Source organism: Histidinibacterium lentulum, assembly GCF_003789055.1.
In the GTDB taxonomy this organism is placed as follows: domain Bacteria; phylum Pseudomonadota; class Alphaproteobacteria; order Rhodobacterales; family Rhodobacteraceae; genus Oceanicola; species Oceanicola lentulus.
Genome location: NZ_ML119084.1, coordinates 126,159 through 152,352 on the forward strand (window position 1 = coordinate 126,159; position 26,194 = coordinate 152,352).

Consider the following 26,194-nt stretch of genomic DNA (forward strand, 5'->3'; position numbering starts at 1 on the left):
GCCCAGACATGACAGACGACATCGTCCTCGCCAATGCCCGCCTCGTCCTCGAGAGCGAGGTCGTCACCGGAAGCCTCCACCTCTCGGGAGGCGTGATCCGGGCGATGGACCAGGGCGCGCAGGTGCCCCGTGGAGCGCTCGACTGCGAGGGCGATCTGGTGGTGCCCGGCCTTGTGGAGCTGCATACGGACAATCTCGAACGGCACCTCGAGCCGCGCCCTGGCGTCGACTGGCGCCACGACGCGGGCATCCTCGCCCATGACGCCGAGCTGGCGGGCTGCGGGATCACCACCGTCTTCGACGCTCTGCGGGTCGGCAACCTGACCTCGGACAGCGTCTACAGCGAGACGCCCTATGCGCGCGGCGTGGCCACCGAGATCCTCGCCATGCGCGCGGCGGGACACCTGAAGATCAGCCACCACATCCACCTGCGCGCGGAGCTCTGCTCGCACACTCTTCTGGACGAGCTCGAGGCGTTCCACGCCGAGGACCGGGTGGGCTTCCTGAGCCTGATGGACCACACGCCCGGGGACCGCCAGTTCACCGACCTCGGGCGCTACCGGCAGTACATGACGAAGCATCACAAGATGACCGACGCCGAGTTCGAAAGCCATTGCACGGCGCTTCAGGCGCTTTCGGCGGAGCGGCGCGCGACGCATCTCGCCGCCGCGCTCTCGGCGGCCGCGCGCCTTGGCGCCACCCTGGCGAGCCATGACGACACGACCGTGGCCCATGTGGAGGAAAGCCGCGCCCAGGGCGTGGGCGTGGCCGAGTTCCCGACCACCCATGCCGCCGCCGAGGCCTGCCGCGCCCATGGCATCGCGGTGATGATGGGCGCGCCCAACATCGTGCGCGGCGGGTCCCATTCGGGCAATGTCGCGGCGGCCGACCTCGCGCGAGAGGGGCTCCTCGACATCCTGTCGTCGGATTACATTCCGGCGGCGCTCCTTCTGGCGACCATGCAGCTTGCCGAGATCACCGGCGACCTGCCGGCCGCCTTTGCCTGTGTCACCCACGGACCGGCCCGTGCCGTGGGCCTCACCGATCGCGGCGCTCTGGCGCCGGGGCTGCGGGCGGACGTGGTGCGGCTCCATTCCGTGGGCGCCATCGCCCGCCCCGCCGCCGTCTGGTGCGCCGGCAACCGGGTGGCCTAGGCCGATCAGCACCCCAGGGTGTCGCCATGAGCCCGCGAGGTCCGAGGGAGGAACCTCCCATCATCTCGGCAGCGCCGGGAGCACGGTCTCCCGAACCTGCGCCTGCCGTTTCACGGCCTCGTGTCTTGCCAATCTCCGCACCGTCCGGTCCGGTCAGCCTCGCGAAAGGCAAGGAGTCCGTTCATGCCGATGATCCCGAACCCGCCCGCCCTGCTCTTCTCCGCACTGGTCCTCGCCGGGGCCCCGGCCCTCGCCCAGGAGGCTCATTCCGACCATGCCGGGCACGGCGCGGCGGAGACCTCCACCGGCCCGGCGGAGGACGCCTTCCGCGCGGCGAACGCGGCGATGCATTCCGGCATGGAGATACCCTATACCGGCGACGCCGACGCCGATTTCATCCTCGGCATGATCCCGCACCACGAGGGCGCGGTGGCCATGGCCCGGATCGTGCTCGACCACGGCGACAACGCCGAGGTGCGCGCGCTTGCGGAGGACATCATCGCCGCGCAGGAGGCCGAGATCGCCTGGATGCGCGACTGGCTCGCCGCGAACGGCTACTGAACTCCGCGGGCTCTCAGAGACCGCATTCGTAGAACCCCCGGTAACCGACGGTCGGCCCCTGATCGAGCGTGAAGATCAGGTCCGCACTGCCGCGCCAGCCGGCCCCGTCGGTCTGCCGCAGCGTCATGGTCACGCCGGGGGCGCTCCAGGTGCTCCCGCCCGAGGCGTCCAGCGGAATGATGACACCGTTCAGCCGGATCAGCCCCCCGCCGTCACCGGTCCACAGGACCGGGTCTTCGCCCTCCACCCGGCGGAACCCGCAGCCATAGGCGTCGGCGGAGAGCGCCGCGGGCATGTCGCGGGGCGCCAGAGGAGCGGGATCGAGCGTCGCGCGCAGCGTGGCGTTCAGCGCCTCTTCGAGTGTCCCCACCTCGGCAGGCGGGTCCTCGTAGATCTCGGCGGTCTCGCCGGAGGCACCGATATCCGCCAGCAGATAACGCATCTCCGCGATCTCGCGGTTCTGCGCCAGAACGATCTCGCGGGCCAGCTTCTCGACCCGCGCGTCGGTCAGCTCGGCGCGAGTCGAGGTCATGATGGCGATGGAATGGTGCGGGATCATCGCGCTCATGAACGCGCGGTCCTGCACCGTCGCCTGGCTCCGCACCAGCCAGAGGGACAGGCCGAAGACGACGATCGCGCCGCCGAAGATCACCGCGTTGATCGCCGTGCTGGCATACATCGACAGCATGTAGCCCAACATGATCACCGCCATGGCCGCCCCCATCAGGATCGCCATGTAGACCCGCGTCTCGCTCCAGAAGAGGTGCTCGAGCGCATAGGTGTTGAGATACATCAGGATGAACATGACGACCGTCGAGGTCGCGATCATCGCTGCGAACCGCCAGTAGGACATGGTGGCCTCCTCTGCTTCCCCGAAGCGACGGCCGCGCGGCGGGGTCGGAGGATCAACGGGCGGGACAGAGGGCTGTTCCCGGAGCGGGTGGCCGCGCGCTCCGGGAACGGTGCGGGTCCTGTTCCCCGGCAGAACGAACTGCAACAGGCGCGCGCTCGGGCAATCCGCTTCCATCGACCGAAGAATGTCCGACAAAAAGGCTTGGTCTTCGCGGGCGAACCTGACAAGAAGAGTCGGAATAGAGATGTAGTCCCGGGTGTCCCATGGCCAGCCATCTGTACGTCACGACCACCGCGACCCTGCCTGACGGATGCCGCCTCTCGGCCCAGGGCGTCTCCGCCGGATACGGCGGCGCGGCCATCGTCCAGGACGTGTCGCTGGACGTCCCCGACGGGGCTCTGACGGTCCTGGTGGGGCCGAACGGCTGCGGAAAGTCCACGTTGCTCAAGGCGATGGCGCGGGTGCTTCCGGTCTCGGCCGGCCGCGTCCTGCTCGACGGTGCGCCGGTCCACGAGACGCCCACGCGCGACGTGGCCCGGAGGCTGGCGATGCTGCCCCAGGGGCCCGTGGCGCCGGAGGGGCTTCGGGTGCGCGAGCTGGTGGCGCAGGGGCGGTTTCCGCACCAGTCGCTGCTGCGGCAGTGGTCGCGCGAGGATGCGCGGGCGGTCGAGGCCGCGATGGCCGCGGCGGACGTGGCGCAGTTCGCCGACCGGCCGGTGTCGGACCTGTCGGGCGGGCAGCGTCAGCGCTGCTGGATCGCCATGGTGCTGGCGCAGGAAACGGACGTGATCCTGCTCGACGAGCCGACGACGTTCCTGGACCTCAAGGTGCAGATCGACCTGATGGGCCTGTTGCGCCGGATCGCCCACGACGAGGGGCGGACGCTTGTCGTGGTGCTGCACGAGCTCAACGTCGCCGCGGCCTTCGCCGACCTCCTCGTGATGATGAAGGGCGGGCGGATCGTGGCCGAGGGGCCGGTGGGTCTGGCCTTCACCGCGGAGGCGCTGTCCGATGTCTTCGGCCTCGAGGCCAGCATTCTGACCGACCCGGAAAGCGGACGCCCGGTCTGCGTGCCGCGGGTGGCACGGGGCTTCGCCCTCGCCGCGCAATGACCGCCGCCGCACTTCCGCGTCACGGCGTGGCCGCCTGGGTCGCGCCACTCGGGGGACTCGTCGTCCTGTGCCTCGCCTTCGGCTGGCATATCGCGGTCGGGGCCAAGACAATCCCCCTCGGCACCGTGGCCGAGGCGCTGCTCGCCTATGACGCGGGCGTCTTCGACCATGTGGTGATCGTGGATCTGCGGCTGCCGCGAGCGGTTCTGGCGGTGCTGGTGGGTGCCTCGCTCGCCGTGGCGGGCGCGCTGATGCAGGGGGTAACGCGCAATCCGCTGGCCGAGCCGGGCATCCTCGGGCTGCTGATCGGGGCTTCGTTCGCGGTCGTCGTCTTCGTCGGCGTCTTCGACCTTGCTTCACCGGCTCTGATCCCGCTGGTGGCCGCGCTCGGCGCGCTTGCCGCCGCCATGGCGGTCTGGGGCATCGCGACGGCGGCGCCGGGCGGCGCGACGCCGCTGACGCTGGTGCTGTCGGGTGCCGCGATCACCGCCTTCCTTGGCGCGCTGGTGACAGTGGCGACGCTGCTGGACGAACAGACCTTCGAGGAGCTGCGCGTCTGGCTGACCGGCTCGCTGGCCGGCCGTCGCGGCGATATCCTGGTCTGGACGCTGCCGTGGCTGACGGTGGGCCTCGTCATCGCCTTCGGCGTGGCGCGGCAGGTGACGGCGCTCGCCATGGGCGACGAGACGGCGGTCGGCCTCGGGATGCGGGTCGGGCGGCTGAAGGCTCTGGTGTTGCTGGCGGTCGTCGCTCTGACCGCCTCGGCCGTGGCCATCGCGGGGCCCATGGGCTTCGTCGGGCTGGTGGTGCCCCACGCCGTGCGGCTCTTCGTGGGGCAGGACTACCGGCTCGTGGTGCCGTGGTCGGCGCTGGCGGGGGCCATCTACCTGCTGGTCGTGGACATCGCGGCGCGTCTGGTCCTGGCGCCGATCGAGATTTCCACGGGGCTCGTCACGGCGCTCCTCGGCGCGCCGATCTTCGTCTGGCTGGTGAGGGCGCGGCTGTGAGCGACGCGACCTTCTCCCGCCTCGACGGCCCGGTGACGTTCCGTCTACGGGCGCGGGCGCTCGCCGTTTTCGGCCTCCTCGTCGCGTTGGTGGCGGGGCTCTTGGTGCTGAGCCTGATGACCGGCAGCTATCCTCTCGACGTGCGGGGCGTGCTGGCCACGCTGGCAGGGGCTCCGCCGTCGGACACGGCCGCGACGGTGGTCTGGCAGTTCCGCTTTCCCCGCACGCTCGCGGCCTTCCTCGCCGGGGCGCTGCTGGCCCTGTCGGGCGCGACGCTCCAGAACGTCACCCGCAACCCGCTGGCGGACCCGTCGCTGGTGGGGGTGAGCCAGGGCGCGGGCCTCGCCGTCGTCGCGGCCATCGTGATCTACCCCGACCTCGCGCCGGCCCTGCGGCCGCTGATGGCCTTCGCGGGTGCGCTGGCGGTGGCCGCGCTGATCCAGTGGATCGCCATGGGCCGGGCGGGGGGCGCGACGATGCGCTTCATCCTGACCGGCATCGGGGTGGCGGCCTTCATCTCGGCGGCAACCTCGGCGCTGCTGACTTACGGCCAGCTCGACCGGGCGATGTCGGCCCTTGGCTGGCTCGCGGGATCGGTCCATGCGGCGGGCTGGACGGACGTAGCGATCCTGAGCGGGGCGCTCGCGGCGCTGGTCCCGCTGCTCTTCGCCGCGTCGCGTCCCATGGCGGCGATGCGGCTGGGGACCGAGATGGCGGCAGGCCTCGGTGTGCGGGTCGGCCGGACCCGCGTGGCGCTGATCACCCTGTCGGTGGCGCTGGCGGCGGCCGCGGTGGCGATGGTCGGGCCCCTCGGCTTCGTCGGCCTGGTCGCGCCGCACATGGCGCACCGGCTGGCGCGGTCTGGCGTGGGCCTGCACCTCGCGCTGTCGGCGGCGGCGGGCGCGGTGCTGGTGGGCGCCGCGGACCTCGCGGGCCGGGCGCTCTTCGCGCCGGTGCAGATCCCGGCGGGCATCGTCACGGCGGTGATCGGCGTGCCGGTCTTCGTCTGGCTGATCCTGCGCACCCAGGCGAGGACGCAGCTGTGAGCATGGCGGCCCGGTTCTGCACAGAACATAGCCTTGCCGCGGGCGAGCCGCTGGCCGGCTGGGGCGCGCACCAGGCCCGCAACGTGCTGATCCGCTGGCCCAAGGCGAAGTGGCGGCATTCCCTGCGCATCGCCGCGGACATGGACGAAGCGACAGAGGCCGCCATCGGCCGCGTCGTCGAGGCCGGCTGGCGCGTCAACCTCATCGACCGCAAGGGCGCGGGCACGGACCGCATCGGGGCCTTCGTCTTTCCCGGCGCCCTGGCCTTCGACCTCGCGCCGGACGACCTGCCCGCGTTTCTGGGCGCGGTGACCGGGGGCGTCGCGGCGCTCGCCCGTTTCCGGCCTCGGCCCGCGTCGCGGCCGCTGGTCCTCTGCTGCACCCATGGAAAGCACGACCGCTGCTGCGCGAAGTGGGGCTTCGCCGTCTACCAGGCGCTCGCGAAGTCGCCCGAGGCAGGGGATTTCGACATCTGGGAGGTCACGCACCTGGGCGGATGCCGGCTCTCGGCCGGCGTCCTCGTGCTGCCGGCAATGCGCAAGTATGGCCGTGTCTGCCCGTCCGACGCGCCGGCGCTGCTCGACACCGAACGGCGCGGTCTGCCCTACCTTCCCTGCTACCGAGGCGCGAGCCACCTGCCGCCGCCCGCGCAGGTGGCCGAGGTCACGGGCCTGCGCCACCTCGCCGCCGAAGGCATCCGCGGCACGGCCCTGGTGCAGGAAACCGGCCCCGCCCTCTACGCGGTGACGGTCAGGGGCGCAGTGGCCGAGATCCGCGTCGAGCCTGGCGAGACCTTTTCCTATGGCGCCTGCACCGATCTTCACGCCCGGAAGCCGCTCGAGCCGACGACGGTCTGGCGCGGCACTCTCGCGGGATCGACCTCGCCGGGCACCGGCAGACCCGATGCATCCCATCCCGATCCCCAGTCCGAAAGGAAGACCGATGATCCGCCCGACCCTCGTCACCCTGCTGGCGCTTGGCGCCGCACCCGCCGTTGCACAGGACTGCGCGCAAGGGCAGCGCGCCTTCGACCATGCGGCGGGCGAAACCTGCATCCCGGCAGACCCGCAGCGCATCGCGTCGCTGCGCGCTGACCAGATCACGACGCCGCTCCTCGACATCGGCGCGCCGGTGATCGCCACCGAGATGGGGCGGATGGAGGACGGCAGCGCCTACGTGCGCGGCGCGTCGGACATCTTCGGGCAGGACGTCGTCGATGCGGCCGGGCTGATCGACCTCGGCGGGCACAACCCGCCCGACCTCGAGGCCGTGGCCGCCGCGGCGCCGGACCTGATCATGATCCGTGGCTACCAGTCCGAGGCGCTGGAGCAGCTTTCAGCCATCGCACCGACCGTCGTTGTGCCGGACAACATGCCCTATCTCGAACATCTCGCATGGCTCGCGGACGTCGCGGGGGTCACCGAAAGCTACGACGAAAGGCTCGACCGCTATCGCGCACGCCTGGCGAAGGCGCGCGAGGCGATCGGCGATCCCTCGGCCATCACGCTGTCGCGCTTCGACCTCTGGGAGGACGGGCTCTGGTTCTATCCGAACTGGGGCGCCGTGGACCAGGTGATCGACGATCTCGGCTTCGCCCGGCCCGCGATCCAGGCCGAGGCGACCGAGAACATCTTCGGCCTGAGCGTGGAGCGCCTGCCGGATTTCGACGGCGACATCCTCATCGCCAGCCGCGCCCCCCGCTTCGGCCAGTCCATCCCGATGCTGACCGACCAATGGGACACCGTCGCCCCGTTCTGGCGCGACCTCTCCGCGGTCAAGGAGGGCGAACTCTACTGGTACGAGCGCGATGTCTGGGTCGGCTATTCCTTCGCCTCGCTCGACAATGTCCTCGACGGCCTGACGCTCATCGCCGCCGGCCGCGATTTCGATTGATGGCCCGAAACCTGCATCAGGAGACCCGAGACATGCGATATGCCTTCAGCTTCATCTTGGCCATCGTCGCATCGCCCACCGTGGCCCAGGAGTGCCCCGACGGGCAGCGCCTGTTCGAGCACGACGCAGGCGCCGACTGCATCCCCGCCGATCCCCAGCGGATCGTGTCGCTGCACGACAGCGTCCTTACCGTGTCGCTGCTGGAACTGGGCGTCATGCCCGTCGGCAGCCACGGACGGCTGACCGACGACGGCGTGCCCTTCATCCGCTCGGCCAAGACCCTGACGGGCGTCGACTTCGACAATTCCGATATCGAGTTCGTGGGCGCCTTCCCCGTCGATCTCGAGGCGATCGCGGCGCTGTCGCCGGACCTCATCCTGACCACGCAATGGCAGGAAGCGCCGCTCGACCAGCTGCGCCAGATCGCGCCCACGGTGCAGATCGACTATTCCGCCCGCGGCGACTGGGAGACCTATGCGACCGTCGCCGACCTCGTGGGCGAGACCGACCGGATCGCGGCGATGGAGACGCGCTACGCCGCTGCCATCGACCAGATCCGCGAGCGGATCGATACCGAGAATGTCACGATCAGCACGATCCACGCCCACGATTCAAGCCTCTTCGCCTACAACCCCTACGGCAATATCGGCCGGGTCCTCTACGATGCGGGGTTCCGGCAGCCTCAGGCCATCCTTGACGTGCCGCTCAACGACTGGTCCGAGTTCAGCGCCGAGACGCTGCCGCAATTCGACGGCGACTTCATCATCACCACCTTCAACGGATCGACGGCCGACACACCCGAGGACGTGCGCGGCTATTTCGAGACGCTGGTGCCCGGGTCCTGCGACCTGCTGCACGCCTGCCGCACGGGGCAGATGTTCATCATCCCGCGCGAGGAGGCCTCGGCCACCACCTACGACGCCCTGCTCGCCACCGCCTACGCCATCCAGTCCATCGTCGCCGGCCGCACGTTCGAGCCGATGCCCGACTGACTCTCGCCCGCCGACGTCCTGCCGGACCAAGATCATACGGAGACAAGAGATGAAGACCCTGCACAAGACGATTGCCCTTCTGCTCGTCGCGACCCCCGCCGCCGCCCAGGACTGCCCCGAGGGGCAGCGCCTGTTCCAGCACTACGCGGGCGAGACCTGCATCCCCGAGAACCCGCAGCGCATCGTCACGCTCCAGGACCAGAACGGTCTTCTGCCGCTGATGGAGCTGGGCGTCAGGCCCGTCGGCTCCGCGGGGCACATCACCAGCGAAGGCGAGCGCATCTTCCGCCGGATGGAGGGCTACGACACCTCCGGCATCGAATGGATCGGCACCTACGGCGGCCCGCCGGAGGCCGAGGCCGTCGCGGCGATGGAGCCCGATCTCATCGTGGCGTCGCCCTGGCCGCCGGAGGCGCCCGAGCTCTACGGCGAGATCGCGCCGGTCGTCGTGATCGACATGTTCGAGCAGCCGCTCGACGCCGCGCTCTACCAGTTCGCCGATCTCGTCGGACGGACCGACCGCGCGGCAGAGCTGGAGGCGGAGTTCCTCGCGCGGGCCGAGGAGGTTCGCGACAGGCTCGGGACGGCGCTTGAGACCACCACCGTCTCCGTCCTGACCTCCAGCATCGAGGACGGCCAGTTCTATCCCGCCGATCCGACCCAGGCCCTCGGGTTGATCCTGCGGGAGCTCGATCCGATCCGGCCGCAGGCCGAGAGCGACCTCGGCTCCGACCGCGAATACCGCTCCATCGAGACCATCGGCGATCACAGCGGCGACGTGATGTTCCAGCTCGTCTTCGACGCGGACGAGAGGGGCGACAGCGACGAATTCGGCGCCTTCACGTCGCACCCGCTCGTCGCCGCGACGCCGGTCGCGCAAGCCGGGCAGATCTACCCGCTCGACGGCTCGCGGATGGTCGGCTCGGCCTGGGGCAAGGTGATGAACGGCCTCGACCAGATCGCCGACGTCCTGACCCGCGAGGACCTGAACCGGGACCTCGTGACCGAATGACCTGCTCGGCCGCGCACCCGAGCGGGCCCGCCGGCCATTGCCCAAAGGGAACCTCGACCATGAAGATACTCCTGACCGCCGCCGCACTTGCGGCATCCGCCACGGCGGCTCTCGCCCAGGGCTGCGCCGAGGGGCAACGGCTCCCCGCGCCGGTCGAGTGAGGAATGAACGCGCCTGAGGGCATCCCGGACCTCGCGGCATCGCTGGCCCGTCGGCCGCCGACGCGCGAGGCGTTCACGGCCGGTGCGTCCTTCGGGGTCGCGCCGGCGGACGCGCTTCCGCTCGCAGAGCCGGAGCGGGGACCGCTGACCGACTGGCTGGCAGCGGAGGTCGCGGAGGTCACGACGCCGGATGACAAGCTCGCCGCGGCCTATCTGATGAACAGCCTGAGCTGGGCGGTGCCCGAGCCGCTGGCGTGGGTCGCACTCGACGGCGTGGCGCTGCCCGACATTCCACCCGAGGCAGTGGCGGTCACTGCGCGGCGTGAGCAATGGGAGGAGGACGGCGAGAGCGGTGTCGCCGTCGCCTACGATCTCGTTCTCGATCCTGCCTTGATCCGGCCCGCACCCGGGATGGAGACGGCCGACGCACTCGGCGCCCTCGTGGCGGGACTCTTCGCGCCGCTCGTCGCGGCAGTGTCCCGCCGCTCGGGGCTGTCCCGGGGCGCGCTCTGGCGGCTGGTCGGCGACGGGCTATCGGCGACGCTTCTGGCGCTGGGCAAAGAGGCGGGGTGCGAGGACCGGGCGATGGACATGGCGCGGGCGGTCCTCGCCGACCGGCGCACGCCGCTCTTCTCCCGGCAGACCGGCTTCGTCCGCATCGACCTACCAGAGCGGCCGGAGATCGCGGAGTGGTTCCGCGCCCGCGGCGGCTGCTGCCGCTACTACACGGCCGAGGGCAGCGAGTACTGCACCACCTGCGTGCTGCGCGACAAAAAGAGCCGTGACGCGCGGCTGCGGGAGCATCTCCGCCGCAAGAACGGGCTGCTGGTGGCATGACGCGCAACAGACCTCTCTTCGGCCTCGCCTCGCTGGGCGGGCTCAGGCGCTACCGGGGCCTGATCGCGCTGGTCGTCGCCTGCGTGCTGGTGCAGACCGCCGCTGCGCTCGCCGGGCCGCTCGTGGTCCGGCAGATCGTCGGCCTCGTCGAGCCCGGCGCGGCTTCGGCCATCGGCGGGCTGTCGCTGCTCCTGATCGCGGTCTACGCGGTGCGCTCGGCGGCCGCCTTCGCCGTCAACCACTATTCCCACATCGTCGCCTTCCGCACCTGCCACGATCTCCGCCGCGCGGCCTATGCCCATGTCCAGCGCCTGCCGCCGGCGTGGTTCGCGGACCGCCCCTCGGGCGAGGTCGTCAGCCGCGTCGTCAAGGACACCGACGAGATCGAGCCGCTGCTTGCGGACGCCGTCTACGGCTTCGTGGCCGCGGCGGTGGTCGCGGTGGGGGTTCTCTTCGTCCTCTTCTGGCTCGACCCGGTGCTGGCGACAGTGGCGCTGCTGCCGCTGCCCGCCGCGGTCGCCTTCATTGTCTGGCAGGGCCGGCGCGTGCAGCCCGCCTTCGAGGCCGAGGCCACGCAGTTCGCCGAGGTGCAGGCGGAAGTGCAGGACAACGTGGGCGGCATGGTCGAGATCCAGGGCTTCGCCCGCGAGCGCGGCGTGCTGGCAGCGCTGGCGCGGCGCTCGCGGGCGCTGGCGCGGCGGCAGATCGCCAACCGCACGCTGATCGCGCGGTTCGACCCGGCGGTAGACGGCGCGACGGGCATCTCCATCGCTCTGGTGATCTGGGCGGGCGGCCTGCGCATGGCCTCGGGCGCGGTGGGGGTGGAGGACCTGATCGCGGTGCTGCTCTACATCGCGGCGGTCTACCAGCCGCTCTACGTTCTCGTGGGTGCTGCCGAGAGCGCGCAGGAGGGCCTGACCGCGCTGCGCCGGATCGACGCCCTGCTGGCGATCCGGCCCGAGATCGCGGACCGGCCCGGCGCCATCGATCCGCGCCCGGTGCGGGGCGCCATCGCCTTCGAGGGCGTGGGCTTCGCCTATGGCGACCGGACCCCGGTGCTGCACGACGTGAGCTTCGCGGTCGCGCCGGGCGAGACGGTGGCGCTGGTGGGCGCCACGGGCGCGGGCAAGAGCACGATCGCGGCGCTCCTGTCGCGCTTTCACGACGTGACCGGGGGGCGCATCACGCTCGACGGGCACGACCTGCGCGACCTCGCGCTCGGCCCCCTGCGCGAGAGCGTGGCGCGGGTCAGCCAGGACGTGTTCCTCTTCAACGCGACCGTGCGCGAGGTCATCGCCATGGGCCGGCCAGACGCGACCGACGCCGAAATAGAGGCCGCCGCCCGCGCCGCCGAGGCGCACGACTTCATCGCCGCCCTGCCGCAGGGCTACGCGACCCGCGTGGGCAAGCGCGGCGTGCGTCTCTCCGGCGGACAAAAGCAACGCCTTTCCATCGCCCGCGCGATCCTCAAGGACGCGCCGGTGCTGATCCTCGACGAGGCGACCTCGGCCATCGACGCCGCCACAGAGGCGCGGCTCCAGGCCACGCTGGACCGGCTGATGGCCGGCCGCACGGCGCTGGTGATCGCGCACCGGCTCTCCACCGTGCGCCGCGCCGACCGCATCCTCGTGCTCGACGCCGGCCGGATCGTTGAGGCCGGCGACCACGCCACCCTCATGGCCCGCAGTGGCGCCTATGCCGCGCTCGCCCGGACCCAGCTCGGCGCCGCCGCCTGAGCCGCACGAATACTCCCCAAGGAAGGACCAGACATGCAGATCGCCCCCTTCGCCCTCGCCGCGACGTTTCTCGCCGCGCCCGCGTTCGCGCAGGACTATCCCCTGACCATCGCGCACAAGTTCGGCACGACCGTGATCGAGGAGGCGCCCGAACGCGTCGCCTCGGTCGATTTCGCAGGCGCCGACGACCTCCTCGCGCTCGGCATCCAGCCGGTCACGATCCGGCACTGGTATGGCGACCATCCGCGCTCCGTCTGGCCCTGGGCCGATCCGCTGCTCGAGGAGGAGGACCCGACGATCCTGCGCGGGCAGCTCGACTTCGAGGCGATCGCAGCCGAGGACCCGGACGTGATCGTGGCCCTCTGGTCCGGCATCACCGCAGAGGAATACGAGCGCCTGAGCCTCATCGCGCCCGTCGTCGCGGTGCCCGAGGGCGTCGGCGACTATGCCCTGCCCTGGGACGAGCGCGCGCTCCTCACCGGCCGGGCCGTGGGCCGGGAGGACGAGGCCGTGGATCTCGTGGATGCTGTTCGAGGGGAACTTGCCGCCGTTGCCGAGGCCCACCCGTCCTGGCACGACCGGACCGTCGCCGTCGCCTATCTCTGGAACGCCGAGCCCGGCGCCTACACCTCCCATGACGTGCGGCCGCAGCTCCTGTCGCAGCTGGGCTTCGTCCCGCCGGAGGAGATCGATGCCCTGATCGCCGGCAACGAGTTCGCGGTGACCTTCTCGCCCGAGGACCTCTCGCCCATCGACACCGACCTCCTGATCTGGCTGCCGCCAGAGGGCGGCGACATCTCTCCGATCCTCGATCTGCCAGCGCGCCGATTTCTCGAGGCGAGCCGGGAAGGCCGCGAGATCTTCCTCGACGAGATCCTGTCCAGCGCCTTCTCCCACGCCAGCCTGCTGTCGATCCCCTACGCGGTGGAACGGCTCGTGCCGATGATCGAGGCCGCGCTCGATGGCGATCCCGAGACGCATGCGGACCTGCGGGCGGCGCCAGAGTGAGCCAGGTGCCGGTGAGCGGGCGACGCCTCACCCGCGTCGCCCCCGCGAGCGTCGTCAGGATCGCGCGTTCTGACGCAGCCCGAACAACCTGCGGAAGATGAAGTTGTTCATCCCTCATCCCGCGCAGAGCGCGGCGTCATGTGTCATCCGAATGGCCTTGTGCCCGCAGCGAGACGCGGACCATCGCCCTTGTCCCGGCTGAGGTGCCCCTCGTTTCCCGGACACCTGCCTCGGTCTCCGAGATCCGGACGGCCTTCATCGAAAGCCAGGGCCACCGGTTTCGCTGAAGCACGCCTCAGGGCCCATCTCGGTCGAAAAGCCCCGATGGACTTCTGGTGCTGTCTAGATGGACAATTCGAGGGCCGGAGTGGACCTTGATTGCTTTCAGTTTCAGGAGATAGGACCGGCTCCTACCCGCATTTCGAATAGCCGCAGTTGCCGCAGGTGACGCAACCCTCGATCATCCGCACGTCATAGGAGCCGCAGGAGGAACAGGAGGTCCCGGGCCGTTCGCCCACCGCAAGGGCCTCGGCCTGAGGGTCCGACTTCAGGCCCAGCCCCTCGCCGGCGAGAAAGCCGATGGCCACGAGATGCGTCTCGATCACCCCGCCGATGGCCGCGAGGATCGAGGGGATGTATTTCCCCCCCATCCACGCCCCGCCGCGCGGATCGAACACCGCCTTCAGTTCCTCCACCACGAAGGACACGTCCCCCCCGCGCCGGAACACCGCCGAGATCATCCGCGTCAGCGCCACGATCCAGGCGTAATGCTCCATGTTCTTCGAATTGATGAAGATCTCGAAGGGCCGCCGCTGCCCGTTCACGATCACGTCGTTGAGCGTGATGTAGAGCGCATGCTCGCTCATCGGCCATTTCAGCTTGTAGGTCTGCCCCTCCAGCGCCGCGGGCCGGTCGAGGGGTTCGGACATGTAGACGACGTCACCCGACACGTCGCGGCGCGGCCTCGCCTCCGCCGGGGCGTCGTTGGCCGGCGTATCGGGTCCGGTCAGGGAGGTGGTGTCGTGGACCGACAGAACCGACCCCGTCACCTCGTTCGGCCTGTAGGTCGTGCAGCCCTTGCACCCCGTCTCGTAGGCCTCGAGATACACGTCCTTGAACGCCTCGAACCCGATGTCCGCCGGCACGTTGATCGTCTTGGAGATGGACGAATCCACCCATTCCTGCGCCGCCGCCTGCATCCGCACATGATCGAGCGGGGCGAGGTCCTGGGCGGTCACGAACCAGTCGGGAAAGGGCGCGTCCTCCCCCTTCTTCTCCCGCCAGAGGCTGACGGCATAGTCCACCACCTCCTCCTCGGTGCGCGTCCCGTCCTTCTGCAGAACCTTGCGGGTGTAGCCATGGGCGAAGACCGGCTCGATCCCCGAGGACACGTTCCCCGCATAGAGCGAGATCGTCCCCGTGGGCGCGATGGAGGTCAGCAGCGCGTTCCGGATGCCCTTCTCCGCGATTGCAGTCTTCACATCGTCCGACAGGCCCGCCACGCTGCCCGAGGCCAGGAACTTGTCCTTGTCGAACAATGGAAAGGCGCCCTTCTCCTCGGCGAGATCGCAGGAGGCGAGATAGGCCGCCTCCGCCACGCGCTTCATCCAGCGCCCCGTCAGCGCCGCCGCCTCCTCGGAGCCGTAACGCTCCCCCACCATCATCAGCGCATCGGCCAGCCCCGTGACGCCCAGCCCGATCCGCCGCTTGGCGCGCGCCTCCTCCGCCTGCTGCGGCAACGGAAAGCGCGAGGCGTCCACCACGTTGTCCATCATCCGCACGGCGACGCGCACCAGCTCGTCGAGCGCGTCCTCGTCGAGCGCGGCGTCCTCGCCGAAGGGGTCCGTCACCAGCCGCGCCAGGTTCACCGATCCCAGCAGGCAGGCGCCGTAGGGCGGCAGGGGCTGCTCGCCGCAGGGGTTCGTCGCGGCGATCTCCTCGGCATACCAGAGGTTGTTCTTCGCGTTGATCCGGTCGATGAAGATCACCCCCGGCTCGGCATAGTCATAGGTGCTCGCCATGATCCGGTCCCAGAGATCACGCGCCCGCACCGTGCGGAAGACCGTCCCGCCGAAGGTCAGGTCCCAGGCCGCATCCGCCTTCACCGCCTCCATGAAGGGATCGGTCGCCAGCACCGACATGTTGAACATCCGCAGCCGCGCGGGGTCCGCCTTGGCGGCGATGAAGGCCTCGATGTCCGGGTGATCGCAGCGCATGGTGGCCATCATCGCGCCCCTGCGCGAGCCTGCCGACATGATCGTGCGGCACATGGCGTCCCAGACGTCCATGAAGCTGAGCGGCCCCGAGGCATCCGCGGCCACGCCGGCCACCGGCGCGCCCTTGGGCCGGATGGTGGAGAAATCGTAGCCGATCCCGCCACCCTGCTGCATCGTCAGCGCGGCCTCCTTCAGCGCGTCGAAGATTCCCGCCATGGTGTCGGGGATCGTGCCCATGACGAAGCAGTTGAAGAGCGTGACCGTCCGCCCCGTGCCCGCCCCCGCCACGATCCGCCCCGCGGGCAGGAACCGGAAATCCTCGAGCGCGGCGTAGAACCGTCCCTCCCAGGCCTCGGGCTCCTTCTCGACCTCGGCCAGCGCCTTCGCGATGCGGGCCCAGGTGTCCTCCACCCCGGCGTCGAGCGCCGCCCCGTCCGCCGCCTTCAGGCGGTATTTCATGTCCCAGATCTGTTCGGCGATGGGGGCGGCGAAACGGCTCATGGGGCACCTCGGGGCAGGGGTCGGCGGGGAAGGCTAGCAGAATCGGGGTGGGAAATCTAACTTAACCACTACATCTGGGGCAGGAAAGCGGGAAAGGAACACATGGCGAACATGCTGCACCTGCAAAAGCTCTCGGTCGGCACCGAGAGCGTCGAGGACCTGGCCGCCTGGCAGGCCACCCGCCGCGCGCAGACCCCGGACGGCCTGCCGCGCCATGTGACGCGGATGTGGCCGAAGAAGGCAGAGCTGCTGCTGTCCGGCGGCTCCATCTACTGGGTGATCCGGGGCGTGATCCTCTGCCGCCAGCCCATCCTGCGCCTCGATCCTTACGAGGGCGCGGACGGCATCGCCCGCTGCGCCATCGTGCTCGATCCCGGGCTGACCCGTGTCGCCGCCACCCCGCGCCGCGCCTTCCAGGGCTGGCGCTACCTCGACCCCGCCGACGCGCCCCGCGACCTCGCGCCGGGCCGCGCCGAGGAGGACACGCTGCCGCCGAAACTCGCCGCCGAACTGGCCGAGATCGGCCTGCTCTGACGCCCTCGCTTCTCTGGCCCGAACTATCCCGGGGGGTCCGGCGCAGCCGGACGCGCAGCCGGACGGGGGCAGAGCCCCCGCCCCCGCGAGGCCGGCCCGCACGGGCCGGACGAGCGCGCCCTCAAAGCCCGATCCGCGCCTCGAACTCGCGCAGCACCGCGCGCTCCTCGTCCCCCCAGACCGCCTGCCGCGAGCGGAACAGCGTCGCCTGGCTCGAATGGATCAGCCCGTCCGACAGGATCTTCAGCCCGTTCGCCCGCAGCGTCTCGCCGGTGGAGGTGATGTCCGCCACCGCCTCCGCCGTCTCCGCCTTCACCGTGCCTTCCGTCGCGCCCTGGCTGTCCACCAGCGCGTAATCCGCCACGCCCGCCTCGCGCAGGAACTCCCGCACCAGACGGTGATACTTCGTCGCGACCCGCAGGCGATGCCCGTGGCGCGCGCGGAACTGCGCCGCCACCGCGTCGAGATCGTCGAGCGTGTCCACGTCGACCCAGCCCGCGGGCACCGCGATCACCAGGTCCGCCCCGCCAAAGCCCATCTCCGCCAGGGCCTCGACCCGCTGGTCCCAGTGCACCAGCTTCTCGCGCACCACGTCCGAGCCCGTGACGCCGAGGTGAATGCGCCCTGCGCCCAGCTCCCGCGGCATCTCGCCCGCCGACAGCAGGACCAGCTCCACGCCGTCGATCCCCTCGACCACGCCCGCATAGTCCCGTTCCGAGCCCGAACGCCGCAGGCGGATGCCGCGGGCGGCGAACCAGTCCACGGTCTTCTCCATCAGTCGGCCCTTGGAGGGCACGCCCAGCTTCACGCTCATGGCCCCTCCCCCGCCAGCAGCACCTCGGGCCGGATCACGCCGCCCACGGCCGGCACGCCCGTTCCGCCTCCCAGCGCCCGGGTCAGCGCGTCATAGCGCCCGCCAGAGGCCACCGGCGGCAGGTCCGGCCGGTCCGGAAAGGAGAAGCCGAAGACGAAACCGTCGTAATACTCCATCGAGGTCCGCCCGAAGGAGCCCTCGAAGGCCAGCTCGTCCACCTCGATCCCCCGCGCTGCCAGCGCCTCGAGCCGCGCGGAGAGCCGGTCCACCGCGGGGCCGATGGCCGGCAGGTCGGCGGAGATGTCGCGCAGCGCCACGAGCACGTTGGGCGCGGTCTCCCTTAGGCCGAGGATCGTGTCGAGCAGCGCGATCTCCTCCGCCCCGATGGGCGCGGCCGCCGCATCCTCCCGCAGGGCGGCGATCCGGGCCGCGACCTCGGCCTCGCCGCGTTTGCCCCAGAGCGGCGGCGCCTCCGCCAGCGGATCGGTCTGGGCCAGAAGCGCCTCGCGCCCGCGCGGCACCGGGGTCCGCCCGCCGAACCGGTCGAGCAATGCCCGGAACCGCCGAGGCCGCCAGATATGCCGGGTCAGCGCAGCCTTCCGCGCGGGCGTCGTCGACAGCCCCGCCACCGCCGCGATCAGGATGCCGATATCGCCCGTCGCGGCCCTGAGCCGCGCGGGCGCCACCGCCTCGGCCACCAGCGCGAAGACCGCCGCATCGTCCCGCGCCGGATCCTCGCCGCCGAAGAGCTCGTAGCCCACCTGCAGGAACTCCACGGGCCGCTCCGGATCGCTCTCCTGCCTGCGGAACACCTCGCCGGCGTAGGCATAGGCTGCGGGACTCGCCCCGCCCGCCATGTGCATCTCGACCACCGGCACGGTGAAGTCGGGGCGCAGCATCATCTCCCCCCTGATGGGGTCGGAGGTCACGAAGGCCCGGGCCCGGATATCCTCGCCGTAGAGGTCGAGCAGCGTCTCCGCGGGCTGGAGCAGCGCCGTCTCCACCGCCGTCGCCCCCGCCGTCTCGAACAGCGCCATGAGCTGCGCCGCCCGCGCGCGGGCCGCCCGCTTCGCCTGAGCGTCGGTCATCCGGGCCGGTCCAGGATCTCGCGCACCTTCGACACGAGATCGCCGCGCGGCACCTCGTATTGCGAGGGACGGTCCTTCCATTCCTCGAGGCTCGCGCTTTCCGCGATCCGCGCGCCCAGGATCAGGTCCTTGATCTGCACCACGCCCCGGGCCTTCTCCTCGGTGCCCTCGATCACCGCGACGGGGCTGCCGCGCCGGTCGGCATATTTCATCTGGTTGCCGAAATTCTTCGGGCTGCCCAGATAGGCCTCCGCCCGGATGCCCGCCGCGCGCAGCTCCGCGACCATCTGCTGGTAATCGGCCATCCGGTCCCGGTCCATCACGGTGACCACCACCGGCCCCAGCGCCTCTCCGGTTACCCGTCCCTTGGCGCGCAGCGCGGCCAGCAGCCGGTCCACCCCGATGGAGACGCCCGTCGCGGGCATCTCCTGCCCGGTGAAGCGCCTGACGAGATCGTCATAGCGCCCGCCCCCCGCGACCGAACCGAACTGCCGGGGCCGCCCGTCCTCATCGGTGATCTCGAAGGTCAGCTCCGCCTCGAACACCGGCCCGGTGTAATAGCCGAGGCCCCGGACCACCGAAGGGTCGATGACGATGCGGTCGGGACCGAAGCCCTGCGCTTCGAGGAGCGCTGCCATATCTTCCAGCTCGCTCACACCCTCGGCCCCGACGACCGATCCGCCGACCGCGTCGCGCAGCCGCGCCAGCGTTGCCGCCGTCGTGTCCGACCGCGCGGTGAGGAAGGCCAGCACGGGGTCCGCCTGCGCCGCGCTCAACCCCACACCGTCGATATAGGCCCCCGAGGCGTCGCGCCGCCCCTTGCCAAGAAGCTCCCGCACCCCGGCCTCGCCGACCTTGTCGAACTTGTCGATCGTGCGCAGGACGGCGGCGCGCATGCCCTCGTCCTCAAGGCCCATGGCCTCGAGCACGCCGTTCAGAACCTTGCGGTTGTTGATCCGCACCACATAGTCGCCGCGCGGGATGCCCACGGCCTCCAGCGCCGTGGCCAGCATGGCGCAGACCTCGGCATCGGCGGCGACCGTCGCCGCGCCCACCGTGTCGGCATCGCACTGGTAGAACTGCCGGAACCGCCCCGGCCCCGGCTTCTCGTTGCGCCAGACCGGCCCCATGGCATAGCGCCGATAGGGCGTCGGCAGGTCGTTGCGGTGCTGGGCATAGACCCGCGCGAGCGGCGCCGTCAGGTCATAGCGCAGCGCCAGCCAGTCGGCGTCCTCGTCCTCCTGCCAGGCGAACACGCCCTCGTTCGGGCGGTCCACGTCCGGCAGGAACTTGCCCAGCGCCTCCACCGTCTCCACGGCCGAGGATTCCAGCGCGTCGAAGCCCCAGGCGTGATAGACCTCCGCGATCCGCGACAGCATTTCCGCGCGCTCGGTGACCTCGGCGCCGAAATAGTCTCGGAACCCCTTCGGCGTCTCCGCCCTGGGGCGCGGGGTCTTCTTCACCTTGGCCATGGGATACTCGCGCCGGTCCGGTTTCGCGGGCCAGATACCCCGCCCGCCGCCCGAGGGCAACGCGACCCTTTCAGGGGCGCACGCGGCCTCCTATGTGGCGGGGAGGAACCCGAAAGGAGACCGCCATGACCGACAGCACGGATCATCGCCACGAGGAACGCATCGCCCATCTGGAGCGCGATCTCTCCGACCTGTCCGAGCAGGTGGCGCGCCAGCAGGCGGAGATCGGGACGCTGACGCGGCGCCTCGGCCTGCTGCTCGACCGGGAGGCCGAGCGCGAGAGCGAGGGCGGCGGCGGGGTTCTGTTGGCCGACCGCCCGCCGCCCCATTACTGAGCGCGGGCGGGGTCGCCTCAACCCTTGAAGCCGATCGCCGCCACCTCGCCGCTGTGGAGCAGGATCTCCACCCAGCGCTCGCTGCCGCCGAAGCGGTCGTAGACCGTCACGAAATGCGTGGTCCGGGCCAGCGCGTCCAGCCTGCGGCCGCAGGGCTGGCCGCGCGGGGCGCTGCAGATCCGGGCCTTGATGCGCTCGTATTCCTCGTCCGTCGCGCTGTAGGCGATGCGGTTGTTGGAGGGCTGGTAGCGGATCACCTCATGGGTCCCCACGTCCCCCGGGATCGCCAGGACCCCGGTGAACGTGCGCGCGCAGCGGTCCCGGAAGCCGCTGATGTAGAAGGGACGCGCGGCGTTGGAATTGGGGATCGTGTCGAAGATCTGGTAGCCCGAGACATCGGCGACCAGCGTCCCGCGCCGGGCGGGCGCGACATCGCAGACCCGCGCGATCTCGCCGAAGGGCAGCACGGTGCCCGGCGCGACGTCCGCCGCGTCCGGCCCGGTCCGCCGCGGCCCCGACAGAAAGCCGCCGCCCGTGCCCTCAGACGCCGCGGCCGCCGGGGAGACGGGCGCGCCCCCGTCCTCGTCGGCGCCGCCCCCGTCGAGGCCCAGCATGGCGAGAAGCCCCCTCGGCGGCCGCGGCTCCTGCGCGTCGAGGCCGGCGAGCACTTCGCGTTCCAGCGGACCGGCCGCCGCCTCGGACAGTAGCGGCGCGTCGCCGGTCGCGATGACGGTGGCGGAGGGACCTCCGCCCAATCCGCTGTCGCTCAGCCGCCCCATGCCGCCGAACGGGTCGCCGCAGGCCGCGAGCGTCAGGCACGCGCCGATCAGCCAGAAATGTCTCATGGAAAGCCCCGCCCCCGGATTTTGATCGGGACCCTAGCGAATCGGTTGCTCCGGGACAATCTCTGCGTCTCGGGCCGGCGCGATCCGGCCGTCAGAACTCCTGCACCTCGACCACGCCGGGCAGAGAGCGCAGCGCGCCCTTGATCTGCGGCGTCACCGGAAAGTCTCCGCCGAGGTCGAGCTCCACCTCCCCCGGCAGGCCCGGGTCCATCAGGCAGAAACGGATCGGCCCCCGGCCCGCGCCGCCCCGCGCGCCCTCGAGAACCTGCGCCACGGCGCTCACCGCCTCGCCGCCCTGGACGAAGACCCGGAGCCCGATGCGCCCCGCATCGGCAACCGCCACGTCGACGGGCGCCGCGGACCGCGCGAGCAGCTTCAGCTGGTCCGACTCCATGGTCGCCTCGACCTGGAGCACCACCCGGGACCCGCTCTCCAAGTGCTCCCGCGCAGCCTCGAGCGCATCGGAGAACATCGTCACCTCGTACTGCCCCGTCGGATCCGACAGCTGCACGAAGGCAAAACGGTTGCCGCGCGCGGACTTGCGCTCCTGCCGGCTGGCGACGGTGCCCGCCATCTTGACGATGGCCGGACCCTGCGCCGCGCGCGCCTGCACCTCGTCCAGCGTCAGCACGTTCTTGCGCCTCAGCGCGCCGAGGTAGTCGTCGAGCGGATGCCCCGAAAGGTAGAAGCCCACGGCGGTGAATTCCTCCGCCAGCCGTTCGGCGGGCAGCCAGTCGGGCACGTTGGGCAGGCGCGGCTCGGGCAGGTCCTCCCCCGCCTCGCCGAAGAGCGAGGTCTGGGAGGAGGCGCGCGCCTCGTGGACCGCCGCCGACCAGACGGTCAGCGCGTCGAGGCTCTCGAACACCCGCCGCCGGTTCGGATCGAGCTCGTCGAAGGCCCCCGCGCGCGCCAGCATCTCGAGGCTGCGCTTGCCCACGCGCTTGAGGTCCACGCGCCGCGCGAAATCGAAGATCGTCGCGAAGGGCCGCTCCCGGCCCCCCTCGCTGCGCGCCTCCACGATCAGCCGCATCGCCTCCACGCCCACGTTCTTCAAGGCGCCCAGTGCATAGATCAGCTTGCCGTCCCGCACGTCGAACACCGCCTCGGAGCGGTTCACGCAGGGCGGCTCCCATGGCAGGGCCAGCCCCTTCTTCACCTCCTCGAAATAGACGCCGAGCTTGTCCGTCAGGTGGATGTCGCAGTTCATGACGCCGGCCATGAACTCCACCGGATGGTTCGCCTTGAGCCACGCGGTCTGGTAGCTGACCACGGCATAGGCCGCGGCGTGGGACTTGTTGAAGCCGTAGTTGGCGAACTTCTCCAGGAGGTCCCAGACCTCCTGCGCCGTCTTCTTGTCGACGCCCCGTTCGGCCGCGCCCGACAGGAACTTCGGCCGTTCGGCGTCCATCAGCTCCTTGATCTTCTTGCCCATGGCGCGGCGCAGCAGGTCGGCGCCGCCCAGACTGTAGCCCGCCATCTCCTGGGCGATCTGCATCACCTGTTCCTGGTAGACGATGATGCCCTGGGTCTCGTCGAGGATATGGTCGATCGACGGGTGCAGGCGGTCGCGCTCGGACTTGCCGTTCTTGACCTCGCAATATTTCGGGATGTTCTCCATGGGGCCGGGCCGGTAGAGCGCCACCAGCGCCACGATGTCCTCGATGCAGGTGGGGCGCATCTGGCGCAGCGCCTCCATCATGCCCGAGCTTTCCACCTGGAACACCGCGACCGTCTGCGCGCGGGCATAGAGCTCGTAACTTTTCTCGTCGTCGAGCGGGATCAGGTTGATCTGGTTCTCCCCTCCCTCGGGCGGATCGTAGAGCCGCGCGCCGTCCGCCGCCTCGTGGAGCTGCCGGCCCGATTTCAGGATCAGGTTCACCGCGATCTGGATCACCGTCAGGGTCTTCAGGCCCAGGAAGTCGAACTTCACCAGCCCCGCCTGTTCCACCCATTTCATGTTGAACTGGGTCGCGGGCATGTCCGAGCGCGGATCGCGGTAGAGCGGCACCAGCTCGTCGAGCGGCCGGTCCCCGATCACCACCCCCGCGGCATGGGTGGAGGCGTTGCGCAGCAATCCCTCCACCTGCTGGGCATAGGTCAGGAGCCGGTCCACCACCTCCTCGGCCTTCGCCGCCTCGCGCAGGCGCGGCTCGTCGGCCAGCGCCTTCTCGATCGACACCGGCTTGACCCCCTCGACGGGGATCATCTTCGACAGCTTGTCCACCTGGCCATAAGGCAGTTGCAGCACGCGGCCCACGTCGCGCACCGCGGCCTTGGACAGAAGCGCGCCGAAGGTGATGATCTGCCCCACCCGGTCGCGCCCGTACTTCTCCTGGACGTAGCGGATCACCTCCTCGCGCCGGTCCATGCAGAAGTCGATGTCGAAATCGGGCATCGACACCCGCTCGGGGTTCAGGAACCGCTCGAAGAGAAGCTGGTAGCGCAGCGGATCGAGGTCGGTGATCGTCAGCGCATAGGCCACGAGCGAGCCCGCGCCCGACCCCCGGCCGGGCCCCACGGGGATGTCCCGCTCCTTGGCCCACTTGATGAAGTCGGCGACGATCAGGAAATAGCCCGGAAAGCCCATCCCCTCGATGATCTTCAGCTCGAACTCGAGCCGCGCCTCGTAGTCCGCCACCGGCGCGGCATGGGGAATGACGGCCAGCCGCGCCGCCAGCCCCTCCTTCGCCTGGCGCCGCAGTTCGTCCACCTCGTCATCGGCAAAGCGCGGCAGGATCGGGTCGCGGGTCTCGGCGCGAAAGGCGCAGCGGCGGGCGATTTCGACGGTGTTCTCCAGCGCCTCGGGAAGGTCGGCAAACAGCGTCGCCATCTCCTGCGGCGTCTTGAGGTAATGCTGCGGCGTCAGGCGGCGGCGCGGCTCGTTCTGGTCCACATAGGCGCCCTCGGCGATACAGATCAGCGCGTCATGGGCCTCGTAGAGCTGGGGCTTCGGGAAATAGACATCGTTCGTGGCCACGAGCGGCAGGCCCATGTCATAGGCCATCTCCACATGCCCGCGCTCGCTCAGCCGCTCCGCTTCGGGCGCGCCGTCCTCACCCGGATGGCGCTGCAGCTCCACGTAGAGCCGGTCGCCAAGGATCGCCGCAAGCCGCTCCATCAGCGCCTGCGCCTTCGGCCTCTGCCCCGCGCGCAGGAGCCGCCCCACCGGCCCGTCCGGCCCGCCTGTCAGGCAGATCACCCCCTCCGCATGGGCGGCGAGATCCTCGGGCGTCACCTGCGCCCGGTCCGCCCCCTCGCCCAGATAGGCGCAGGAGTTGAGCTTCATCAGGTTGCCGTAGCCCGCCTCGTTCTGCGCCAGCAGCACCACCGGGGCGGGAGGCTCCGCCCGCTTGCCCGGCTCGGGCGGCAGATACGCGAGGTCGAGCTGGCAGCCGAGGATCGGCTGCACCCCCGCCTTCACCGCGCCCACGGAGAACTCGAGCGCGCAGAACATGTTGTTGCTGTCGGTCACGGCGACCGCGGGCATCCCCGCCGCGGCCACCAGCTTCGGCAGCTCTTTCACCGGAACCGCGCCCTCGAGCAGCGAGTATTCTGTATGGGTGCGCAGGTGGATGAATCGCGGCTCGGCCATGGCCCGAACCATATGTCGGGGCCGCGACCCGCGAAACCCCCGCATATGCGTCACGGCCCCGGCGCCGCTGCGTCACGCAAGAACAGCGTACTCCGGACTTTTTTTGCACCTAGGGCTGTGCTTCACTCTGCGGCACAACCGAAAGAGGCAATTGGGATGTCGATCACCCTTTCATCCTTCTCGATCACGCACGAACTGGCCTGTTCGGTCGAGGAGCTCTGGGACCTCCTGATGCGGCCCGATGTCCACAAGGACTGGATCGAAGGCATGGACGGCTTCGAGAGCGGGGAGTTCGACGCCGACATCCGGGAGGGCGGTCACCTGACCTACGGGTTCCGGATCGGGGGCGGCGGCCCGATCCAGACGAAGGTCAGATACCTTCGCCTCGACAAACCGGCGATGTCGGCGGCCGTGGAAGTCTGCTACGAGGGCCGGCTCGCGATCTCCGCCCTGATCCGGGTCGCGATCCTGCCGCAACGCACCGCGGGATGCCGGATCGTCCATACCGAGACCGCGCATTTTCTCAACGGCGACGCCACGCCGGAACAGCACCGCGACTTCGTCAAGTGGTGGTATGCCTCCGTGCTGCGCGGCGTCGCGGTCGGCTAGCCGTTCACCGTGGCATAGCCCGTGATCCGCCCGCGCCAGTAGGGCGCCGTCACCCCCTCCGTCCGGTAGCCCACCTCCCCGCTCAGGGGCACCCGCCGTCCGCCGATCTCGCCATAGTCGCCGAAGCGCCCCACCCAGATGCGCGGCGTGGCGCTCTGCGGATCGGGCCGCTCCGCCTCCATCGCGACGATGTCCCCCGCCCCGTCGAAGATCAGCTCCACCGTGGCCCGCCCGGACCCGGTCTCCATGGACACCCGGACCCGGTCCCCGTCGAGCGCCTCCCAGTCCAGCGCGGGGTTTCCGAGGATCGCATCCGGTGCCCAGGGCAGTTCCGCAAGATAGCGCATCGCCTCGCCGAGATCGGTGGCCGGGCCGTCCTGCCGCATGATCCGCACCGCGCCGAGCAGCCGCACCGCAAGAAGCCCTCCGCCCGAGGGATCGTAGCGGTCGATCACCGTGAAGCGCGGCACCGGCCCCGCGGGCACCCGCGCCACCCAGGCAAAGGCCGGCCGGCCCGCGGAGATCGCCTGCGCGGCGTTCATCGGCTGCCAGGGCGCGCCCTCGCGCAGGATCATCTCCACCTCCTGGGTCAGCGTCGCACCGGCCGCCGGCGCCTCCGCCCCGGCAAGCCCGCGCCGGGCGAAGGCCGCCACCGCGGGCGGCAGGTCGACGCGCGGGTCGGGCGCCGCGCCCGTCACGACCGCCGCGAGCGCGGCCCGGTCCCGCGCGGCCTGCACCAGCCCCGCCACGACGAGGCCCAGCGCACCGAGGGCGATCACGATGGCCAGTCCGAACAGCAGTCTCATGGTCCAGGGT

23 protein-coding genes are annotated in these 26,194 nt (G+C 70.6%); 15 read left to right on the forward strand and 8 right to left on the reverse strand.

Going from position 1 to position 26,194, the window contains the following annotated elements; genetic code table 11:
* Positions 1–8: 8 nt before the first annotated feature.
* Together EAT49_RS08865 and copM are read left to right on the forward strand one after the other, a co-directional pair.
* Complete coding sequence (locus tag EAT49_RS08865) at positions 9–1,154, forward strand: alpha-D-ribose 1-methylphosphonate 5-triphosphate diphosphatase (protein ID WP_123641963.1); 1,146 nt, start codon at positions 9–11, stop codon at positions 1,152–1,154.
* A gap of 183 nt (positions 1,155–1,337) precedes the next feature.
* A complete protein-coding gene (gene copM, locus EAT49_RS08870) occupies positions 1,338–1,715 on the forward strand; it encodes a CopM family metallochaperone (RefSeq protein ID WP_246003805.1) in 378 nt (125 codons plus the stop codon).
* A 13-nt stretch (positions 1,716–1,728) separates the two neighbouring features.
* Here the strand turns inward: copM and EAT49_RS08875 are convergent, their stop codons facing one another.
* The gene (locus EAT49_RS08875) at positions 1,729–2,568 is read right to left on the reverse strand and encodes a DUF6692 family protein (RefSeq protein WP_123641964.1); all 840 of its coding nucleotides are present in this window, start codon (positions 2,566–2,568) and stop codon (positions 1,729–1,731) included.
* Positions 2,569–2,831: 263 nt separating this feature from the next.
* On the opposite strand from EAT49_RS08875, the gene EAT49_RS08880 reads away from it, so the two are divergent.
* From EAT49_RS08880 to EAT49_RS08925, 10 genes are all read left to right on the forward strand, one after another.
* Positions 2,832–3,680 (forward strand): ABC transporter ATP-binding protein, encoded by an 849-nt coding sequence (locus EAT49_RS08880; RefSeq protein WP_123641965.1) that lies wholly within the window; start codon positions 2,832–2,834, stop codon positions 3,678–3,680.
* Positions 3,677–4,687 (forward strand): FecCD family ABC transporter permease, encoded by a 1,011-nt coding sequence (locus EAT49_RS08885; protein WP_123641966.1) that lies wholly within the window; start codon positions 3,677–3,679, stop codon positions 4,685–4,687. The genes EAT49_RS08880 and EAT49_RS08885 overlap by 4 nt, the downstream gene beginning before the upstream one ends.
* Entirely contained in the window at positions 4,684–5,733 is a 1,050-nt protein-coding gene (locus EAT49_RS08890; protein ID WP_123641967.1) for a FecCD family ABC transporter permease, read from the forward strand. The genes EAT49_RS08885 and EAT49_RS08890 overlap by 4 nt, the downstream gene beginning before the upstream one ends.
* Before the next feature lie 2 nt (positions 5,734–5,735).
* A complete protein-coding gene (locus tag EAT49_RS08895) occupies positions 5,736–6,827 on the forward strand; it encodes a sucrase ferredoxin (protein WP_246003822.1) in 1,092 nt (363 codons plus the stop codon).
* Positions 6,828–6,888: 61 nt separating this feature from the next.
* Positions 6,889–7,626: an ABC transporter substrate-binding protein gene (locus EAT49_RS21530; RefSeq protein WP_246003823.1), complete on the forward strand. Its 738-nt coding sequence runs from the start codon at positions 6,889–6,891 to the stop codon at positions 7,624–7,626.
* Between the two features lie 32 nt (positions 7,627–7,658).
* Positions 7,659–8,618 (forward strand): ABC transporter substrate-binding protein, encoded by a 960-nt coding sequence (locus tag EAT49_RS08905; protein ID WP_185020705.1) that lies wholly within the window; start codon positions 7,659–7,661, stop codon positions 8,616–8,618.
* A gap of 49 nt (positions 8,619–8,667) precedes the next feature.
* Positions 8,668–9,630, forward strand: coding sequence for an ABC transporter substrate-binding protein (locus EAT49_RS08910; RefSeq protein ID WP_185020706.1), 963 nt, complete (start codon positions 8,668–8,670; stop codon positions 9,628–9,630).
* Positions 9,631–9,794: 164 nt separating this feature from the next.
* Positions 9,795–10,628 carry a (2Fe-2S)-binding protein gene (locus tag EAT49_RS08915; RefSeq protein WP_123641972.1) on the forward strand — a complete coding sequence of 278 codons (834 nt, stop codon included), beginning with the start codon at positions 9,795–9,797 and terminating at the stop codon, positions 10,626–10,628.
* A complete protein-coding gene (locus EAT49_RS08920; protein ID WP_123641973.1) occupies positions 10,625–12,364 on the forward strand; it encodes an ABC transporter ATP-binding protein in 1,740 nt (579 codons plus the stop codon). Before EAT49_RS08915 ends, EAT49_RS08920 begins: the two co-directional genes overlap by 4 nt.
* Before the next feature lie 33 nt (positions 12,365–12,397).
* Positions 12,398–13,372, forward strand: coding sequence for an ABC transporter substrate-binding protein (locus tag EAT49_RS08925; RefSeq protein WP_123641974.1), 975 nt, complete (start codon positions 12,398–12,400; stop codon positions 13,370–13,372).
* A 410-nt stretch (positions 13,373–13,782) separates the two neighbouring features.
* Here EAT49_RS08925 and EAT49_RS08930 read toward each other — a convergent pair whose 3' ends face one another.
* Positions 13,783–16,089, reverse strand: a complete 2,307-nt coding sequence (locus EAT49_RS08930) for an adenosylcobalamin-dependent ribonucleoside-diphosphate reductase (protein WP_123641975.1) — start codon at positions 16,087–16,089, stop codon at positions 13,783–13,785.
* A gap of 102 nt (positions 16,090–16,191) precedes the next feature.
* On the opposite strand from EAT49_RS08930, the gene EAT49_RS08935 reads away from it, so the two are divergent.
* The gene (locus tag EAT49_RS08935) at positions 16,192–16,623 is read left to right on the forward strand and encodes a DUF1489 family protein (protein WP_123641976.1); all 432 of its coding nucleotides are present in this window, start codon (positions 16,192–16,194) and stop codon (positions 16,621–16,623) included.
* Positions 16,624–16,744: 121 nt separating this feature from the next.
* Here EAT49_RS08935 and hisG read toward each other — a convergent pair whose 3' ends face one another.
* From hisG to hisS, 3 genes are read right to left on the reverse strand one after another with little or no spacing between them, the layout of a single operon-like run.
* Positions 16,745–17,437 (reverse strand): ATP phosphoribosyltransferase, encoded by a 693-nt coding sequence (hisG, locus tag EAT49_RS08940; RefSeq protein WP_123641977.1) that lies wholly within the window; start codon positions 17,435–17,437, stop codon positions 16,745–16,747.
* Positions 17,434–18,525: an ATP phosphoribosyltransferase regulatory subunit gene (locus EAT49_RS08945; RefSeq protein ID WP_123641978.1), complete on the reverse strand. Its 1,092-nt coding sequence runs from the start codon at positions 18,523–18,525 to the stop codon at positions 17,434–17,436. Before EAT49_RS08945 ends, hisG begins: the two co-directional genes overlap by 4 nt.
* Positions 18,522–19,997 (reverse strand): histidine--tRNA ligase, encoded by a 1,476-nt coding sequence (hisS, locus tag EAT49_RS08950; protein ID WP_123641979.1) that lies wholly within the window; start codon positions 19,995–19,997, stop codon positions 18,522–18,524. The genes EAT49_RS08945 and hisS overlap by 4 nt, the downstream gene beginning before the upstream one ends.
* A 125-nt stretch (positions 19,998–20,122) precedes the next feature.
* On the opposite strand from hisS, the gene EAT49_RS08955 reads away from it, so the two are divergent.
* A complete protein-coding gene (locus tag EAT49_RS08955) occupies positions 20,123–20,332 on the forward strand; it encodes a SlyX family protein (RefSeq protein ID WP_123641980.1) in 210 nt (69 codons plus the stop codon).
* Positions 20,333–20,349: 17 nt separating this feature from the next.
* Here EAT49_RS08955 and EAT49_RS08960 read toward each other — a convergent pair whose 3' ends face one another.
* Complete coding sequence (locus EAT49_RS08960; protein ID WP_123641981.1) at positions 20,350–21,177, reverse strand: hypothetical protein; 828 nt, start codon at positions 21,175–21,177, stop codon at positions 20,350–20,352.
* Between the two features lie 91 nt (positions 21,178–21,268).
* The gene (dnaE, locus tag EAT49_RS08965; protein ID WP_123641982.1) at positions 21,269–24,769 is read right to left on the reverse strand and encodes a DNA polymerase III subunit alpha; all 3,501 of its coding nucleotides are present in this window, start codon (positions 24,767–24,769) and stop codon (positions 21,269–21,271) included.
* A gap of 156 nt (positions 24,770–24,925) precedes the next feature.
* Here dnaE and EAT49_RS08970 point away from each other — a divergent pair, with 156 nt between their 5' ends.
* Positions 24,926–25,378, forward strand: a complete 453-nt coding sequence (locus EAT49_RS08970) for an SRPBCC family protein (protein ID WP_123641983.1) — start codon at positions 24,926–24,928, stop codon at positions 25,376–25,378.
* On the opposite strand, the gene EAT49_RS08975 is transcribed toward EAT49_RS08970, so the two are convergent.
* Positions 25,375–26,184, reverse strand: coding sequence for a DUF6544 family protein (locus tag EAT49_RS08975; RefSeq protein WP_123641984.1), 810 nt, complete (start codon positions 26,182–26,184; stop codon positions 25,375–25,377). The genes EAT49_RS08970 and EAT49_RS08975 overlap by 4 nt on opposite strands.
* Positions 26,185–26,194: the final 10 nt, after the last annotated feature.